This window comes from Streptomyces sp. NBC_00209 (assembly GCF_045206345.1).
GTDB lineage: Bacteria > Actinomycetota > Actinomycetes > Streptomycetales > Streptomycetaceae > Streptomyces.
Map to the genome: position 1 here is coordinate 5300822 of NZ_CP108121.1, position 17551 is coordinate 5318372.

A 17551-nucleotide genomic window follows, 5' to 3' on the forward strand; every position below is an offset into this window, starting at 1 on the left:
GCGGGTCGATACGGGGAGTGGTCCGGGGAGCCCGGCGGCGGGCTCCCCGCGGAACAGTACCCGCCGTGTTTTCCGGGCCCGCCCGGTACGGCCCCGAGCCCCGGGGCTCCCGGCGTCGCGCCTGTCAGCCGCGCAGCGCCAGCACCTGGCCCGCCACCACCAGCAGCACCTGCTCGCACTCCTCGGCCACCGCCGCGTTCAGCCGGCCCAGCTCGTCCCGGAAGCGCCGCCCGGCCGCCGTCGCCGGCACCACTCCGGAGCCGGTCTCGTTGGTCACCAGGACCACCGTGCGCCGGGTCCCGCGCACAGCCGCGACCAGCTCCGCCGTCCTGGCCCGCAGCGCCCGCTCGCCGCCCTCCGCCCACGCCGCGTCGTCCCAGGCGCCCACCCGGTCCATCGCGTCCGTCAGCCACAGGGACAGGCAGTCGATGAGCAGGGGCGGCCCGTCCGACGACAGCAGCTCCGCCAGCTCGCAGGTCTCCTCGGTGCGCCAGGCGGCCGGCCGGCGCTCCCGGTGCAGCCCGACCCGGGCCGCCCAGTCCGCGTCCCCGTCCCGGGCGCCTCCCGTCGCCACGTACACGACCTCCGGGTACGTCTCCAGGCGCCGTTCCGCCTCGACGGACTTGCCCGAGCGGGCGCCACCGGTGACCAGGGTGCGCCGGGGGACCGCCGATGCGGGGGCGCGGAGGCCGCCGACCGTCAGCGTCGTGCCGTCCGGAACCGCCCGGGCCCCGGCGGCGGCGAGCCGGCGTTCCAGCTCGGGGGCGGGCGGCGCGTCGTGGTCCAGGTGGACGGCGATCAGCTCGGTGGCGGGCCCGATCGCCTCGACGGCCCGCAGCCGCGCCACCGCGTCGGGCCGCCCGACGACGTCCCCGGCGACCAGGTCGTACGGCTGCGCCACCGGGTCCGTCAGCCCGGCCGGTGCGCCGCCCGGCGGGAGGTACAGCAGCCGGGCACCCTCCGGCGAGGTCACCTCGTATCCCGTACCGGGCGCGTCCATCGGCACGGCCCGCACCCGGTGCCCGCTGATCAGCGTCAGCACCCGCCCGTCCGGGACCCGGCCCGCCGGAGGGAGCCCGGCGGGCAGCTCGACGGCGGGGCCGTCGTGGGGGTGGGTCAGGAGGACCTGGCGTACACCGGTGAGCGAGCGGCCGGCGCGGGCGGCGGCGAACACCGCCCCGGGCGTGAGGTCGAGCAGCAGCGCGTCATCGACCAGGAGGGCGGTCGCGGCCCGGCTGCCGGCTCCGCGGGCGAGGGCGCAGGCCGCGCAGGGGCAGTCGGGCCGCGGCAGCCCCTCGGGGGCTCCGGTGCCGAGCAGAGTCAGTTCCACGTTCCGATCCTCCCGCGTCGCCGCGCACGCTGCGCGACGTGGGCCCTCGAAGATCCGCCGCACAGGCCCGAGGGCCTCTCGTTCGGATCATGCCGGGCTCGCGGGCTCTGGCATCCGAACGAAAGGCCCTAAGCTGCCGACGGGAACGACCTACCCGGGAGGCGCACATGGCGTGGACGTGGCGGTTCGAGAAGTCCGACGGTACGGAGACGGAGCCGGCCCTGCGGCCGGAGGAGTTCACGACCCAGGGCGACGCGGAGTCCTGGATCGGTGAGTACTGGAAGGAACTCCTGGACGGCGGGGCGGACCAGGTCACGCTCTTCGACGACGGGACGAAGATCTACGGCCCGATGAGCCTTCAGGCGGACGCGGCGGGCTGACGGCGTACGGCTGCCGCCGGGCGGGCCCTCACGGACCCACCCGGCGGCAGCCGTCCTCGTACGCTCAGATCTCGCCGAGGGTGACCTCGGCCGTCTTCTGCGAGCTCCCGCGCGTGTACGTCACCTTCGCCTTCTGGCCCGGCTTGTGACCGGCCAGCGCCTCGGAGAGCGAGGTGATCGTGGTGACCTTCGTGTCGTCCACCTTCACGATGATGTCGCCGGCCCGCAGCCCCGCCTTCTCGGCCGAGCCGCCGTTCTGCACGCTGACGATCGCGACGCCCGCCGGACGGTAGTCGTCGTTGACCACCGTGCGGCCGGTGATGTCGAGCGCCGCCCGGCCCGAGTCGGTGACCTTGCCGTTCTTGATGATCTGGTCCGCGACCGTCCGCACCATCGAGGCCGGGATGGCGAAGCCGATCCCGGGCGCCGCGCTGTCGCCCATCTGGGGATCGGACGCGGCGAGCGTCGGGATGCCGACGACCTGGCTGTCCAGGTTCACCAGGGCGCCGCCGCTGTTGCCCGGGTTGATCGCCGCCGAGGTCTGCACCATGTTGGCGATGGTCGCCCCGGTGCCGCCGCCCGAGCGGCTCTCGCTCACGGTCCGGCCGAGGGCCGAGACGATGCCCTGGGTGACGCTGCTGGACAGGCCCAGCGGTGAGCCCATCGCCAGCACGATCTGCCCGACCGCGACCTTCTCCGAGTCCCCGAACTTCGCGGGCCGCAGCCCGTCGGGCACGTCGTCCAGCTTGATGACGGCCAGATCCTGTTCGGGGTAGGCGGCGACCAGCGACGCCTTCATCACCTTCTCGCCGGTCGCCACGGTGACCTTGAACGTCTTCTCGTCGCCCACGACGTGCGCGTTGGTGACGATGTGGCCCTTGGTGTCGTAGACGACACCGGAACCCAGGCTCTCGGAGGCGTCGATCTGCACGACCGACGGCAGCACGTCGTTGATGGCGGACTGGTACGCGCTCTGCAGATCACCGTCGGCCTTCGCGGCCGGACCGGGCTGCGCCGAGCCGGACGCCGTCGCATCCGGCCCCGCGGCGGGAGCGTTCGAACCGGAGCAACCGCTCACCAGCGCGATCGCGCAGACACCGGCGGACAGGGGCAGCAACAGCCGCCGCGCACGGCGGCGGGAGTGAATGGCATCCATGTCCGGATTATTGCTTTTGCCCCCAGGGGTGGCCCGTTGAGCGCATCCAGAGGGGGCGTATCAAGCCGGCCCGGCGATTGAGGGCAATCTTTTCAGCCCGTCCGGCGATTGAGGACAGAACGCCCGCCCGGGCGCCCCGGGCTCATCCCCGTACGCCACACAGATGCAGCAGCGCCGCGACCCCGCGATACGGGTCCGTCCGACCCGCCCGGTCCTCCGCGGCGAGCACCGTTTCCAACTCCGCGGCCGGCGGCAGCTCGACCTCGTTGCTCACGTTGTCCGTGAAGAGCCGCACCCCGTACCAGGCGTGCAGCGGCGCCGCGATCGAGGCCAGCGTCGCCGTCAGCGCGTCCAGCCGGTCCGCGCGCACGGACAGGCCGAGCCGGTTGGTGTACCGGTCGGAGTCGAACGCGGCCAGCGCCCCGGCGAAGTCCCCGGCCGTCCCCGGCCGCATCGCCAACGCGTCGGCGTTCCGCACGAGCAGGGACAGCAGCCCGCCCGGCGCCAGCATCCGGGCCAGGCCCGCCACCATGGCGTCCGGCTCCTGGACGTACATCAGCACACCGTGGCAGAGGACCACGTCGAAGCTGCCGGGCAGGAAGTGGACCCCGGTGTCCTGGCCGTTGCCCTCGATGAGCCGCACCCGCTCGCGGATGCCGGCCGGCTCGCCGCCCAGCGCCTCACGGGCGAGCCGCAGCATCTCCGCGTCGGACTCCAGACCGGTCACGGTGTGCCCGGCCCGGGCCAGCCGCAGCGCCTGCGTGCCCTGGCCCATGCCGACGTCCAGGACGCGCAGCCGCTGCCCGACCGGGAAGCGGGCCGCGATCTGCTCGTCCAGCTGCCGGGCGACCAGCTCCTGGCGCACGGTGTTGCGCAGGCCGGTCAGGCCCTTGGTCCAGGCCGCCGAGGCTCCGGCGAAGCCGGAGACGGCACCGGCCGGCCGGTCGGCGGACACAGCGTCGACCGGACCGGACGGCTGGGTGCTCAGGGCCGCTCTCCGCGCTTCACCTGCGGCTTCGGCAGGCGCAGCCGGCGCATCTGGAGCGTACGCATCAGCCCGTAGGCGACCGCGCCGCGCTTCGGCGTGTCCGGGAACCGCGTGTTCAGCTGCTTGCGCAGGCGGAACGCGAGCCCGACCGAGTCGATCACGATCAGCACGATCACGATCAGCCAGAGCAGCAGCGAGATGTTCTGGATGCCCTGCACCTGGATCACGCTGAGGATCAGGATGACCACGGCGAGCGGCAGGAAGTACTCCGCGATGCAGAAGCGGGAGTCCACGAAGTCGCGAACGAAGCGGCGCACCGGCCCCTTGTCGCGCGCGGGCAGGTAGCGCTCGTCACCACTGGCGAGCGCCTCGCGCTGCTTGGCCATGTCCACACGCCGGGATTCGCGCTGGCGCTTCGCTGCCTCCTTGCGGTCGAGCGGCGCACCACTGGAGGCACGACGGCGCTGCGTCTGGGCCTCGCTGCGCTTGGGGGTGGGGCGACCCTTGGGGGCCTGCGGGTCGCGGGGCGTCTTGGAGAGGTCCGCCGTCACCTTGTCGGTGGGGGCCTTCTCTTCCTTGGAGCGGCTACGGAACACAAGGCCCAAGGGTACGGGGTCGCTCGCGGATCCCCGCAGGCCGCCCGGGAACGATCCGGCAACGGCCTGCGTCCTTGCCCATGTGAGAGCGCCGATACGGGCCTCACCTACTCCCTGGGCCGGAGCGGAGCCGGGACACAGTCGTCCTTGGGGAGGAGCCCATCCATGCTCGAACAGTGCGGTAATAGAGACAGGGCCCGTACTGTGGGTTCTGTTGGAGTGCTGGAGCCCAGTTGAGTCAGAAGGGGGCGCGCGAAGCCCATGAGCGGTGTCATGAAGCGTATGGGGATGATCTTCCGCGCGAAGGCAAACAAGGCCCTTGACCGGGCCGAGGATCCGCGCGAGACCCTTGATTACTCGTACCAGAAGCAGCTGGAGCTGCTTCAGAAGGTGCGCCGCGGAGTCGCCGACGTGGCGACCTCGCGCAAGCGGCTGGAGCTGCAGCTGAACCAGCTGCAGGGCCAGTCCTCGAAGCTGGAGGACCAGGGCCGCAAGGCGCTCGCGCTCGGCCGCGAGGACCTGGCCCGCGAGGCGCTGTCGCGCCGCGCCGCCCTCCAGCAGCAGGTCACCGACCTGGAGACGCAGCACACCACGCTGCAGGGCGAGGAGGAGAAGCTCACTCTCGCGGCCCAGCGGCTTCAGGCCAAGGTGGACGCCTTCCGGACGAAGAAGGAGACCATCAAGGCCACCTACACGGCGGCCCAGGCGCAGACCCGGATCGGGGAGGCGTTCTCCGGCATCTCCGAGGAGATGGGCGACGTCGGCCTGGCGATCCAGCGGGCCGAGGACAAGACGCAGCAGCTCCAGGCCCGCGCCGGTGCCATCGACGAGCTGCTGGCCTCCGGCGCCCTGGACGACCCGACCGGCACGGCGAAGGACGACATCGCCGCCGAGCTGGACCGGATCTCCGGTGGTACGGATGTGGAGCTGGAGCTTCAGCGCATGAAGGCCGAGCTGGCCGGCGGCTCCTCCTCGCAGCAGGCGATCGAGGGCGGCCCGCAGGACACCCAGCAGCAGAACGGCCAGTCGCACAAATTCGACAAGAACTGAGGCGGCGTCATGATCGTACGGATCATGGGGGAGGGCCAGGCGGTCCTGGCCGACAGCCATCTCGCCGAGCTCGACAAGCTCGACGACGCCCTGCTGGCCGAGATGGAGCGCGGTGACGGACCCGGCTTCCGCACCACGCTCCACGCGCTCCTGGCCCGGGTGCGCGAGCTCGGCTCACCCTTGCCGGACGACTCCCTGGAGCCGTCCGAGCTGATCCTGCCGTCGCCGGAAGCGACCCTCGAAGAGGTACGCGCCATGCTCAGCGACGACGGCCTGATCCCCGGCTGACGCCGACCGCTCTCCAGCACCCGCACCCCGTGCCCCGCGCCCGCCCGACGGACGCGGGGCACGGGCGCGTCCGGGCCCGCCGCTTCCCGGCCGGACCGGGCCGCGAGCGGCACGCCGTAACGTAGCCCGACGTGACCACCCTCGGAACCGGGGTGCTGCGCGTCCGCCACTGGCTGCGCGCCCACCCCCTCGCGCTGGACGGCGCACTCGCCCTGGGCGTGCTCGTGGCCATGGTCTTCGCCTCGTTCGTGGACCCCGGCGGGCACGACGGGCCCACCTTCGGCGCCCGCACCCCCGCCGCGGGCAGCCTGCTGCTGATGCTGCTCAGCGCGCTGGCCCTGATCCGGCGGCGCCGCGAACCGATGGCGGTGCTCGCCGCCACCGGGGCGCTGACCGTCGTGGAGCTGGTCACCGCGGACCCGCCGGCCCCCGTCGTGATGAGCGCCGTCATCGCGCTCTACACCGTCGCCGCCCGCACCGACCGGCCCACCACCTGGCGGGTCGGGCTGCTCACCATGGCCGCGCTCACCGCCGCCGCGATGCTCTTCGGCTCGCCGCCCTGGTACAGCCAGGAGAACCTGGGCGTCTTCGCCTGGACCGGGATGGCCGCGGCCGCGGGCGACGCGGTCCGCTCCCGGCGCGCGTTCGTCGGCGCGATCCGGGAGCGCGCCGAACGCGCCGAACGGACCCGCGAGGAGGAGGCCCGCCGCCGGGTCGCCGAGGAACGGCTGCGCATCGCCCGCGACCTGCACGACGTCGTCGCCCACCACATCGCCCTGGTCAACGTCCAGGCCGGGGTCGCCGCCCACGTCATGGACAAGCGCCCCGACCAGGCGAAACAGGCTCTCGCCCACGTCCGCGAGGCGAGCCGGTCCGCGCTCAACGAGCTCCGGGCCACCGTCGGCCTGCTCCGCCAGTCCGGCGACCCGGAGGCGCCCACCGAACCGGCCCCCGGCCTCGCGGTCCTCGGCCAGCTCGTGGAGAGCGTGCGCCAGGCGGGGCTGCCCGTCGAGGTGGCCTGCGCCGCCGAGGGCGAACCGCCGCTGCCCTCGGCCGTCGACCTGGCCGCCTACCGGGTGATCCAGGAGGCGCTGACCAACGTCCGCAAGCACGCGGGCCCGGGCGCCAAGGCCGAGGTCAGCGTCGTACGGGTCGGGGCCACGGCCGAGGTCATGGTCCTGGACAACGGCCGCGGGAACGCCACGGGCGCCGACTCCGCGTCCGGCGGCGGCCACGGCCTCCTGGGGATGCGCGAACGCGTCACCGCCCTGGGCGGCACCCTCACCGCGGGTCCCCGCTACGGGGGCGGGTTCCGCGTCCATGCGATCCTGCCCGTCGAGGCCCGCGCGCAGGAGCCCGGTCGTCCGGGCGCGGCGGGCCGGACGGGGGAGAACGCATGACACCGGCCATCAAGGTCCTGCTCGCCGACGACCAGGCGCTGCTGCGCAGCGCGTTCCGGGTGCTGGTCGACTCGGAGCCCGACATGCGGGTGGTGGGCGAGGCGGCGGACGGCGCGCAGGCCGTGGAGGTGGCCCGCGCCGAGCGGCCCGACGTGGTGCTGATGGACATCCGGATGCCCGGCACCGACGGACTCACCGCCACCCGCATGATCAGCGCCGACCCGGATCTCGCGGACGTCCGCGTGGTCATGCTCACCACCTTCGAGGTGGACGAGTACGTGGTGCAGTCGCTGCGCGCCGGGGCCTCGGGCTTCCTCGGCAAGGGCGCCGAGCCGGACGAACTCCTCAACGCGATCCGGATCGCCGCGGGCGGCGAGGCGCTGCTCTCGCCGGCCGCGACCAAGGGCCTGATCGCCACGTTCCTCGCGCAGGGCGGCAGGGGGGTGGAGGACGGGCCGGGGGCGGCCGCGTACGCGGAGCGGCTGGCGGCCCTCACCACGAGGGAGCGCGAGGTGCTGGTCCTGGTCGCGGGCGGGCTGTCCAACGACGAGATCGCGGAGCGCCTGGTCGTCAGCCCACTCACCGTCAAGACCCATGTGAACCGGGCGATGGCGAAGCTGGGCGCCCGGGACCGCGCACAACTCGTGGTAATCGCGTACGAATCGGGCCTGGTGCGCCCACGGGTGGAGTGAGGGTGCAGGCGGGACGTACTCCACCTGCGGTATGCGAGGCGTAAGAAAGCGACCCTGGGGCCGAGGACTTTCGTCCCGGGGATCAGCGATCGTATAGGTGGGCTGGATCTGTCCCCCGGGCACGCCCCGGCATCCCGCCCACCTGCCGCGTAAGCCACAGAAAGAGACCCACCCATGTCCTGGCTGTCCAGATTCAGCCTCGCGCAAAGGGCCCTGATCGGTCTGATCTCGATCGTCGCGCTCGTCTTCGGAGCGATTGCGATCCCGCAGCTCAAGCAGCAACTGCTGCCCACCATCGAACTGCCGATGGTGTCGGTGCTCGCCCCCTACCAGGGTGCGTCCCCCGATGTGGTCGAGAAGCAGGTCGTCGAACCGCTCGAGAACTCCATCAAGGCCGTCGACGGCGTCACCGGCGTCACGTCGACCGCCAGCGAGGGCAACGCCGTCATCATGGCGTCCTTCGACTTCGGTGACGAGGGCACCAAGCAGCTCGTCGCCGACATCCAGCAGGCCGTGAACCGGGCCCGCGTCCAACTGCCCGAGGACGTCGACCCGCAGGTCATCGCCGGCTCGACGGACGACATCCCGACCGTCGTCCTCGCCGTCACCTCGGACAAGGACCAGCAGGCGCTCGCCGACCAGCTGGACCGCACCGTCGTCCCCGCCCTGGAGGACATCGACGGTGTCGGCCAGGTCTCCGTCGACGGTGTGCGCGACCTCCAGGTCTCCGTCACCCCGGACGACAAGAAGCTCGCCGCCGCCGGACTCAACGCCGCCGCGCTCTCCCAGGCCCTCCAGTCGGGCGGCGCGACCGTCCCGGCCGGTGCCTTCTCGGAGTCCGGCAAGAGCCGCACGATCCAGGTCGGCGGCGCCTTCACCTCGCTGAAGCAGATCGAGGACCTGCGGGTCACCGGTCAGAACCCGGCCTCGGGCAAGCCCGGCAAGCCGGTCCGCCTCGGTGACATCGCGACCGTGAAGCAGGAGGCCGCCACCGCGGACTCCCTCACCCGCACCAACGGCCGCCCGAGCCTCGCCGTCATGGCCACGATGGACAAGGACGGCAGCGCCGTCGCCATCTCGGACGCCGTCAAGGACAAGCTCCCGGACCTGCGCAAGGACCTCGGCTCCGGCGCCGAGCTGACCGTCGTCTCGGACCAGGGCCCGGCCGTCTCCAAGGCGATCTCCGGCCTGACGACCGAGGGCGCGCTCGGCCTGCTCTTCGCGGTCATCGTGATCCTGGTCTTCCTGGCCTCGCTGCGCTCCACCCTGGTCACCGCGGTCTCCATCCCGCTCTCCGTGGTCCTCGCGCTGATCGTGCTCTGGACCCGTGACCTGTCGCTCAACATGCTGACGCTGGGCGCGCTCACCATCGCGATCGGCCGGGTCGTGGACGACTCGATCGTCGTCCTGGAGAACATCAAGCGCCACCTCGGCTACGGCGAGGAGCGCCAGTCGGCGATCATCACCGCGGTCAGGGAGGTGGCCGGCGCGGTCACCTCGTCGACGCTTACCACCGTCGCCGTCTTCCTGCCGATCGGTCTCGTCGGCGGCATGGTCGGCGAGCTGTTCGGCTCGTTCTCGCTGACCGTCACCGCGGCTCTGCTGGCCTCGCTGCTGGTCTCGCTGACCGTGGTCCCCGTCCTGTCGTACTGGTTCCTGCGCGCGCCCAAGGGCACCGCCGAGGACCCGGACAAGGCGCGCCGCGAGGCCGAGGAGAAGGAGGCGCGCAGCCGCCTCCAGCGGATCTACGTCCCGGTACTGCGGTTCGCCACCCGGCGCCGTATCACCAGTGTCGTCATCGCCGTCGCCGTCCTCTTCGGCACCTTCGGCATGGTGCCCCTGCTGAAGACCAACTTCTTCGACCAGGGCGAGCAGGAAGTCCTGTCCATCAAGCAGAAGATGGACCCGGGCACCAGCCTCGCGGCCTCCGACGAGGCGGCGAAGAAGGTCGAGAAGCTCCTCGCCGACGACGACGGCGTCAAGGACTACCAGGTCACCGTCGGCTCGTCCGGCTTCATGGCCGCCTTCGGTGGCGGTACGGGAGCCAACCAGGCGTCCTACCAGGTCACCCTGAAGGACTCCGCCGAGTTCGAGGCCACCCAGGACCGCATCGAGAAGGGTCTCGCCAAGCTCGACGGCATCGGCGACACCACCATCAGCGCGGGCGACGGCTTCGGCAGCCAGGACCTGAGCGTCGTGGTGAAGGCCGCCGACGCGGACACCCTGAAGAAGGCGTCCGAGCAGGTCCGCGCCGAGGTCGCCAAGCTCAAGGACGTCACCGACGTTCAGAGCGACCTGGCGCAGAGCGTCCCGCGGATCTCGGTGAAGGCCAACGAGAAGGCCGCCGACGCCGGTTACACCCAGGCCACGCTCGGCGCGGCCGTCGCCGGAGCGGTGCGGGGCACCCCGTCCGGCAAGGCGCTCATGGACGACGCCGAGCGTGACGTCGTCGTGAAGTCGGCCCACCCGGCCACCACCATGCAGGAGCTGAAGGACCTTCCGCTCGGCAAGGTGAAGCTCGGCACCATCGCCGATGTGAAGCTGGTCCCCGGACCGGTCTCCATGACCCGGATCGACGGCCAGCGCGCCGCGACCATCACCGCCCGGCCCACCGGCGACAACACCGGCGCGGTCAGCACCACGCTCCAGAACAAGATCAAGGCCCTGGACCTCCCGGACGGCGCCACCGCCACCATCGGCGGTGTCTCCTCGGACCAGGACGACGCCTTCAAGAACCTGGGCCTGGCCATGCTGGCGGCCATCGCGATCGTCTTCATGCTGCTGGTCGCCACCTTCCGGTCGCTGATCCAGCCGCTGATCCTGCTGGTCTCCATCCCGTTCGCCGCCACCGGCGCGATCGGCCTGCTCCTCGCCACCGGCACCCCGATGGGTGTCCCGGCGATGATCGGCATGCTGATGCTGATCGGCATCGTGGTGACCAACGCGATCGTGCTGATCGACCTCATCAACCAGTACCGGGCCCAGGGCCTGGGCGTGGTCGAAGCGGTCGTGGAGGGCGGGCGCCACCGTCTGCGCCCGATCCTCATGACGGCCCTGGCGACGATCTTCGCCCTGCTCCCGATGGCGCTCGGCGTCACCGGCGAGGGCGGCTTCATCTCGCAGCCGCTGGCCGTCGTCGTCATCGGTGGTCTGATCACCTCGACGCTGCTGACGCTCCTCCTGGTGCCGACGCTGTACGCGATGGTGGAGCTCCGCAAGGAACGCCGCCGGGACAAGAAGGCCGCCAAGCGGGCCGCGAAGGCCGGCGTCCCGGCCCCGGCAGAGGCGCAGGAGTCCGGCGAACCGGAGCCGACGCGGGCCTGATTCACCCGGTAACCAACACAAGGGGCCCGGCCCGCACGCTCGTGCGGACCGGGCCCCTTCGCGTGTGCGGGTGTGGTCAGGCCGCCCCGCTGAGCGCCTTGATCATGCGGAGCCACAGCTCCCCGTACGGCTCGGCGTACCGGACACTGAGGCCCGCGATCTCCCGCACCAGCCGGCCGCGGATCTCCTCCGGGGCACGCGGGATCAGGTCGGCCAGCTCCTCCGGTTCGATGCCCTGGACGGCTCCCGAGAGGACCATGCTCACCTGGGCGTGGGTGAAGGAGGACAACCGGTCCTCGAAGACCTGCCCCTCGATGGCGGCCGCGTGCATCAGGGAGGTGCCGTCACCGGCCTCCAACGCCCTGTCCACATACGCCTGGAGCGCGTTCCGGTCCTCCACCAGCGCGTAGGCGGCGTCCATCCCCTCCGCACGGGAGACGTCGAGGACGGCGACATGCGAGAGCGGGGTGTCCGGGGACGGCCGGACCTGGAGGAGGCGCGGGTGGTCTTCGAGGTAGGCCCGCGACTCGGCCCAGGACGCGCAGCCCACCCACTCGGTCAGCTGCCCCGAGAGGATCAGCGGATCGTAGGCGGAGGTCACCCCGTGGTCGAGCACGAACTCGCGGAGCGCGGCGTGCTGCTGTGCGGTGGCCGGATCCAGGAGCGCCAGCTCTTCGAGCGCCGTCGCGGCCTCCTCGCTGCCGAGCGTGTCGGCGTACCGGGACCAGAGGTCGCGTGACGCGGGCCAGTCGGGCGCGAACATCCAGGTGCCCACCGCTTCCAGCGTCGAGGCCGACAGCGAGAGCCAGTCGGGCGCGGGGCCATGGGTCTCCGCCTCCCAGGCGGCGCGCACCGCCTCCCGGTCGCCGTGGGCGCGCAGGGCCCGCCGTGCCCGTACGGTCACCAGGTCCGGGCCGTCCTCCGGTTCGAGACCGGCGTCCCGCCCGAGGAACGACGCGAGGGCGCGTACACCTTCCGAGGGCAGCGGATCGGGGCAGCCCAGCAGGAAGATGCTCCGCTCGACGCCGAGACGCCGGGCGGTCACGGGATGGGCCCCGGCGAACTCGGCCGCGCAGTTCGCGTACGCCTCGGCCGCCGAGGCGTGGTCGCCGGTACGGGCGAGCGCGCGGGCCAGGTCCCCGACCGCGTGCGCCCCGTCGTCCGCGAAGGTGCGGGGGCTCTCCGCGGTCAGCGCCCGGTAGGCGGCGACGGCTTCCCGTGCCGTGTCCACGGCGCCTTCGGCGTCCCCGCTCATCCCGCGCAGCTTGCCGAGGTTCCGCAGGGCGCGGGCCACGTCGGGGAGGTGGGCGCCGCTGTGCTCCTCCGCGAGCAGGCGCCAGAGGTCCAGCCCCTCCCGGGCCACCGGCAGCGCCTCCTGCGGGCTGCCGGTGTCGGCGAGATTCAGGGCCAGGGCGCCGAGGGCTCCCGCGAGGGTGGGGCGCAGGACGGGTGTGTCGGGGACGAGTTCACGCAGGAGCGCGACGGCCTCCGCGGCGGCCTGAAGCCCTTCCTCCGGTTCCCCGGCCTGGTTGAGGTGGGCGGCGAGGTTGGCGAGGGCCGTGGCCAGTTCCGGGCGGGAGACGGCGGGCCGCAGCACAGCGAGTTCCCGGCGGAGGGCGACCGCCTTCAGGCCCGCCGAGAGCGCCCCCGACAGATCGCCCAGGGACGCGCGGTGGTTGCCGATGTTGTTGAGGGCCGTCGCGTAGTCCGGGAGGAACGCCTCCCGGTCCTCGGCGGCGAGGCGTTCGTAGAGCCCGGCGGCCTCCTCGGCATGCGACAGGGCCTCCGCGAGCTCGCCGTCGGCTACCAGGTGCATCGCGAGGTTGTGGAGCATCGCGGCCAGCCCGGGGAAGCCGGCCAGGGGCGTGCTCCTGACCACTTCGCGCTGGAGCTGCACGGCCTGGCGCGCGAACAGCACCGCCGTGGTGCGGTCCCCGGTGGCGGCGGTCTTGTTGGCCATGGACGTCAGGGACCGGGCGAGCTCCGGACGGAAGACCTCCGGGTGCTCCTGGGAGAGCGCGGCGAACGTGCGCGCGGCCTCACGCACGGTGGCGAGCGCGTCCTCGTGGTCCCCGGCGGCGGAGAGCCGGTCCGCCAGGTTGTGGAGTGCCGTGGCCAGGTCCTGCCGGAACACGTCCGGGTGACGCGCGACGAGCCCCCGGCAGATCTCCACGGACTCCCGAGCGGACGCCAGTGCCCCCGCGCGGTCGCCCACGTCCTGCCGGTGTACGGACAGATTGGTGAGGGACCCCGCAAGGTCGGCCCGCAGGGCGGTGGGATGGCGCTCGGCCAGCTTGCGGTTGGCCGCGACCGCAGCCTCCCCGTGCGGCAGGGCGTCCTCATGGCGTCCGACGGTCTTGAGGGCGTGGGCGAGGTTGCTCAGGGAAGAGGCGAGCGGGCCCCGGAACTCGTCCGGGCGCGCGGCGGCCAGCTCCGTGTGGATCTCGACCGCCTCCTGTGCGGGGGAGACGGCGGCCCGGCGCTCCCCGACCACCCTCAGATCCACCGACAGGTTGTTCAGCGCGGCGGCGAGTTGCGGGCGGAAGGCCGCAGGCTCCTTCTCGGCCAGCTGCCTGAAGACGGCGACGGCGTCCTGGGTGAGCGTGAGCGCGCCCTGACCGTCACCGGTTTCGGCGAGCCGGTGCGCGAGCGTGGCGAGGGCCGTGGCGAGGTCGCCCACGGCCGCGTCGCCCCCCGCCGCGGAGACGGTCCGCTGGAGCGCGACCGCCTCCCGGGCCGGGGGCAGCGCCGCCTCCCGGTCCCCGAGGTCGGCGTACCGCTTGGCCAGGTTGATGAGGGTGTGGACCAGCGCCGACGTGCAGGAGCCGGGCGCGGCCTCCTCCAAAGTCCGGAAGAGGCCGACCGCCTCCTGCGCCGCACGCAAAGCCTCCTCCAGGTCCCCTTCCGCCGCCAGGCGCTCCGAGAAGCCGTGCAACGCCTGGGCCAGGGCCGGGGCCGCGTGGGGCCCGATCCGCTTGGCGAGCTCCCGCAGCGCCTCGATCCCCGGCCCGCCCGCCCTTGCCGCGTGCCACGCGAGCGCCCGGGCCACGTACGGGTCGACCGCCCCCCAGCCGCCGTCCGGCACCTTCCGCTCCGCGTGCGCGACGAGCGCGGCGAGCACCACCTCGGCGGTCTCGGCCCCGCCCGCCACCGGCCGGGACGCGAGATGCGAGACGAACTCCCGGTGGTACAGCCGGTACACCGCCTGCCCGCCCTCCGCGTCCTCCACGATGTAACGCCCGTACGCGGACAGCACCCAGTCCACGTCACTCTCGTCGTACGGCGTCCCCCGGCCGCCCAGCGCCCCGGCGACCTCCTCCCAGACGCCCCCGGCGGGCATGCCGCGCCCGGCCGTCCAGGCCAGCGCGGTCAGCAGGTCCCGTGCGGCGGACGGGAATTCGGCGCCGTCCGCCAGGACCCGGACCGGGCCCGCCCGCAGGTCGTCCTCGAACGCGGCCTCGATGGACTCCGGCAGACCGGCGTGCCACGCGTCACCGGCGGGCCGCCCCTGCGACAGCAGCGAGCCCGTCACCAGCCGGGCGAACAGGAACCCGCCGCCCACCGCCGTGGCGCGCGCGGCGACCGCCTCGCCCGTCTCCCGCGCCCGGTCCGCCGGGAAGCCGCCCACCTCGCACCGGCGGGCCACGTACGCGGCGATGTCCTCCTGGGTGTCCGGCTCCTCCTCCAGGTCCGCGGTGGTGACGGCCGCCCCGATCAGCCGGGCCAGCGCGTCCGGCAGGGTCTCGTCCCGGTGCCCGTCGTCCGCCAGGCGGCCGCGGAACGCCCGCTCGCGCGAGCCCAGCAGGACCGGGACCGCCCGGCTGAGCGGGAACACCAGCTCCTCGGTCATGGCTTGCAGATGCTCGACGGGCACCTCGTCCAGGCCGTCCAGGACCAGCACCGGACGCCGGTCCAGCTCGCGCAGCTCGCCCCGGAAGTCGTCCGTGTTGCGCGGCTCCGGCAGCCCGAGCCGCGCGGCCAGCTCCGAAGCCGCCTGCAGCGGACTCAGGCCCCGCAGATGCACCGCCGCGAGCGGGTGCCCGGGGCCGGGGCCGGGATCGCCCTCACGCAGGCCGCCCTGCGCCTCGGTCTCCGCGCGCCGCTCCGGATCGGTGAGCGTCGCGATCCGGCCCAGCACCGCCGACTTGCCGCAGCCCGCCGGGCCGGTCACCAGGAAGAGCCCCGCCTCATCCGCCTCGATCCAGTCGGTGATCCGGCCCAGGACTTGCTTCCGGCCCGTGAAGAACGAGCCCTCCTCGCGGAACCCGACGCCCCGGGCCGCGAGCACCAGGTGCTCCACCAGCCGTGCGGGCGCCCCGGGCACGTGGCGCGGATTCGGGAAGACCGGCCGCCCGGTGCCGAGGGCGGCCGGGACCGGCGTCTGCCCCTCGCCGCGCCACCGCTCACCGAGCGCGGCGAGCACGTCCGGGCCGCTGACCCACGCGTTGTGGGCGCTCCACGCCGACCGGTACTCGCTGGTGGCCGGGCCCTCCCTCAGCACCTCGGCCAGCGCGTCGAGCAACGGCCCGGCGCCGTCCGAGGTCTCGCCGCGCCGACAGCTCGTCATGATCCCGAACCACTGCACCCGGCCGGGCGGCGCGGAGGTGGTCTCCCAGCGCCGCAACGCCTTCTCCAGGCCCCGGCCCACGGCGTCCCCGGCATGGCAGGCGTCGATGATCACCAGGATCTGGTCGGCGCCGGACGCCACCGCCTCGTTGACCAGCGTCTCGGGCGAGACCCCGTGCCGCAGGGCGCGCGCGTCCCGGGCCACCTGCTCGACGTCGAGGTCCAAGTCGCAGAGTGCCAGCCGTAGTTCGTCGTCCACCAGCACGCCGTGCCCGGACCACACGATGATCGCGGGCTTCCCCGCGCCGGACGCGCTCCAGGCGGTGAGGTCCCGGTCGAAGTCCGCCCAGGACGGGTTGCCGCCGCCGGCCATACGGGTCGCGATCCCCAGCGCCTCAAGGCGGTTGACGATCCCCTCCATCTGGGCCGTCGCACCGGTCAGCCGTGGAAAGGTCCGCTCGTCGGCGTACGTCTCACACACCACGCACAACGCCGACCCCACGCGCTCCTCGCCGCCCACCACATCCGCCTCGTCCGCCATCGGGCGCTCCGCCTTCCGTACACAAGCCGTCGAAATGGACAGCAGCGTATGCACGGATGGGACGCCGGGGGGCCGGTCCGGACAAACTCGACTCTTTCCGGTCCATGGGTGGTAAGGAAACGGCCCGTCCCACGCGCGTGTGTGGGACGGGCCGTTGCGCTGCGCGCTACTTAAGGGACGAGACGAACTCGCCCCAGGCGGCGGAGTTGACGACGAGCGACGGACCGGTCGGGTTCTTGCTGTCGCGTACGGGGACGAGGCCGGGGAAGTCGTCGGCGATCTCGACGCATTCGCCCCCGTCGGTGTTGCTGTAGCTGCTGCTGCGCCAGCGGGCGGAACTCAGCTCGGGGGAGTGGTTCATGGTCGGTAGTCCTCCATCGCGGTACGGATCAGTTCCGCCGACTCGTCCAGGGAGCGCGAGTTGGCGCGCAGTACGTCGTACCGCCGCCGCCAATTCTTTACCGCGTCCGGGTCCTCGTAGAGGTGACCGGTCTGGATGCTCTCCTCGTACGCCACCGAGGTGCCGTCGGGCAGGGTCAGCAGAGTCAGTGCGCCACCCAGTAGCGAGTGCGGCCCCGCACTGAACGGCATCACCTGAACCTTACTGTTCGGAGTATCCACCTGCTCCAACAGCGAGGCCAGTTGCTGGTGCATGCAGGACCGGCTGCCCACCTGCCGCCGCAGTACGGCCTCGTCGATGATCGCCCACCGGAACGGCGGATTCGCCGAATGCTGCCGCTCCTGCCGGGACATGCGGGCGGTGACGCGCTCATCGACCATTTCGGCGGTCAGGTGCTCCTGGCAACGGAGCAACTCCCGGGCGTACTGCTCGGTCTGGAACAGGCCGGGCAGCGCCTGCGCGCCGTACTGCTCTATGACCTCGGCCCGGGCCTCGAAGTTCATGTACCGCTTGTACTTGTCGGGATGGATGTCCTGCTTGGCGAGTTCGTAGAGGCCCGTGAAGTACTGATCCGTCCCGAAGGCGATGTCCAGGCAACTGGGCATGTCCGGCGGAGGCATCAGTTCGGCCGTCTCCACCCGGGCGAGCGTGCTCTTGCTGGAGTTGACGATGTCCGCCAGCTGTACGAGGGAGAGGTTGGCCCGCTCGCGATGGCGGCGTAACTCCGAGCCGAAGTAGTGGCGTGTGGAGGCGAAGGGCGAAAGCGGCTGCGGCCTGAACGTCATGGAGCGGGCCTTCCGTGTGTCCCGTGTGGAACGTCGGGACGCGGCGGCCCTGTTG

At 72.7% G+C, this 17551-nt stretch carries 13 protein-coding genes; 6 read left to right on the forward strand and 7 right to left on the reverse strand.

All coding sequences use genetic code 11. The features are described from left to right. Positions 1-124: 124 nt before the first annotated feature. The gene (locus OG867_RS24090) at positions 125-1330 is read right to left on the reverse strand and encodes a bifunctional adenosylcobinamide kinase/adenosylcobinamide-phosphate guanylyltransferase (protein WP_328899830.1); all 1206 of its coding nucleotides are present in this window, start codon (positions 1328-1330) and stop codon (positions 125-127) included. Between the two features lie 167 nt (positions 1331-1497). Between OG867_RS24090 and OG867_RS24095 the strand changes: the two genes are divergently transcribed. Next, positions 1498-1710, forward strand: coding sequence for a hypothetical protein (locus OG867_RS24095; RefSeq protein WP_073863269.1), 213 nt, complete (start codon positions 1498-1500; stop codon positions 1708-1710). 64 nt (positions 1711-1774) lie between these two features. Here OG867_RS24095 and OG867_RS24100 read toward each other — a convergent pair whose 3' ends face one another. The 3 genes from OG867_RS24100 to OG867_RS24110 all read right to left on the reverse strand — a co-directional run bounded on the left by OG867_RS24100 (position 1775) and on the right by OG867_RS24110 (position 4450). Continuing rightward, positions 1775-2866, reverse strand: coding sequence for a S1C family serine protease (locus OG867_RS24100; RefSeq protein ID WP_406288380.1), 1092 nt, complete (start codon positions 2864-2866; stop codon positions 1775-1777). A 142-nt stretch (positions 2867-3008) separates the two neighbouring features. Next, positions 3009-3743: a methyltransferase domain-containing protein gene (locus OG867_RS24105; RefSeq protein ID WP_328904297.1), complete on the reverse strand. Its 735-nt coding sequence runs from the start codon at positions 3741-3743 to the stop codon at positions 3009-3011. Between the two features lie 107 nt (positions 3744-3850). Then, positions 3851-4450 carry a DUF3043 domain-containing protein gene (locus tag OG867_RS24110; protein ID WP_328899828.1) on the reverse strand — a complete coding sequence of 200 codons (600 nt, stop codon included), beginning with the start codon at positions 4448-4450 and terminating at the stop codon, positions 3851-3853. Positions 4451-4723: 273 nt separating this feature from the next. Here OG867_RS24110 and OG867_RS24115 point away from each other — a divergent pair, with 273 nt between their 5' ends. The 5 genes from OG867_RS24115 (at position 4724) to OG867_RS24135 (ending at position 11204) form a co-directional block, all read left to right on the forward strand. After that, complete coding sequence (locus tag OG867_RS24115; RefSeq protein ID WP_328899827.1) at positions 4724-5500, forward strand: PspA/IM30 family protein; 777 nt, start codon at positions 4724-4726, stop codon at positions 5498-5500. A gap of 9 nt (positions 5501-5509) precedes the next feature. Next, positions 5510-5788 (forward strand): PspA-associated protein PspAA, encoded by a 279-nt coding sequence (locus OG867_RS24120; protein WP_328899826.1) that lies wholly within the window; start codon positions 5510-5512, stop codon positions 5786-5788. Between the two features lie 131 nt (positions 5789-5919). After that, positions 5920-7188 (forward strand): sensor histidine kinase, encoded by a 1269-nt coding sequence (locus tag OG867_RS24125; RefSeq protein WP_406288384.1) that lies wholly within the window; start codon positions 5920-5922, stop codon positions 7186-7188. Beyond that, positions 7185-7880 (forward strand): response regulator transcription factor, encoded by a 696-nt coding sequence (locus OG867_RS24130; protein ID WP_328899824.1) that lies wholly within the window; start codon positions 7185-7187, stop codon positions 7878-7880. Before OG867_RS24125 ends, OG867_RS24130 begins: the two co-directional genes overlap by 4 nt. A gap of 174 nt (positions 7881-8054) precedes the next feature. Further along, on the forward strand, positions 8055-11204 hold the full coding sequence (locus tag OG867_RS24135; protein WP_406288387.1) for an efflux RND transporter permease subunit: 3150 nt from the start codon (positions 8055-8057) through the stop codon (positions 11202-11204). 76 nt (positions 11205-11280) lie between these two features. Here OG867_RS24135 and OG867_RS24140 read toward each other — a convergent pair whose 3' ends face one another. The 3 genes from OG867_RS24140 to OG867_RS24150 all read right to left on the reverse strand — a co-directional run bounded on the left by OG867_RS24140 (position 11281) and on the right by OG867_RS24150 (position 17496). Next, positions 11281-16311: a tetratricopeptide repeat protein gene (locus tag OG867_RS24140; RefSeq protein WP_406288389.1), complete on the reverse strand. Its 5031-nt coding sequence runs from the start codon at positions 16309-16311 to the stop codon at positions 11281-11283. Positions 16312-16477: 166 nt separating this feature from the next. After that, complete coding sequence (locus OG867_RS24145; protein WP_406288391.1) at positions 16478-16672, reverse strand: DUF397 domain-containing protein; 195 nt, start codon at positions 16670-16672, stop codon at positions 16478-16480. Then, a complete protein-coding gene (locus OG867_RS24150) occupies positions 16669-17496 on the reverse strand; it encodes a helix-turn-helix domain-containing protein (protein ID WP_406288393.1) in 828 nt (275 codons plus the stop codon). The genes OG867_RS24145 and OG867_RS24150 overlap by 4 nt, the downstream gene beginning before the upstream one ends. Between the last annotated feature and the right edge of the window lie 55 nt (positions 17497-17551).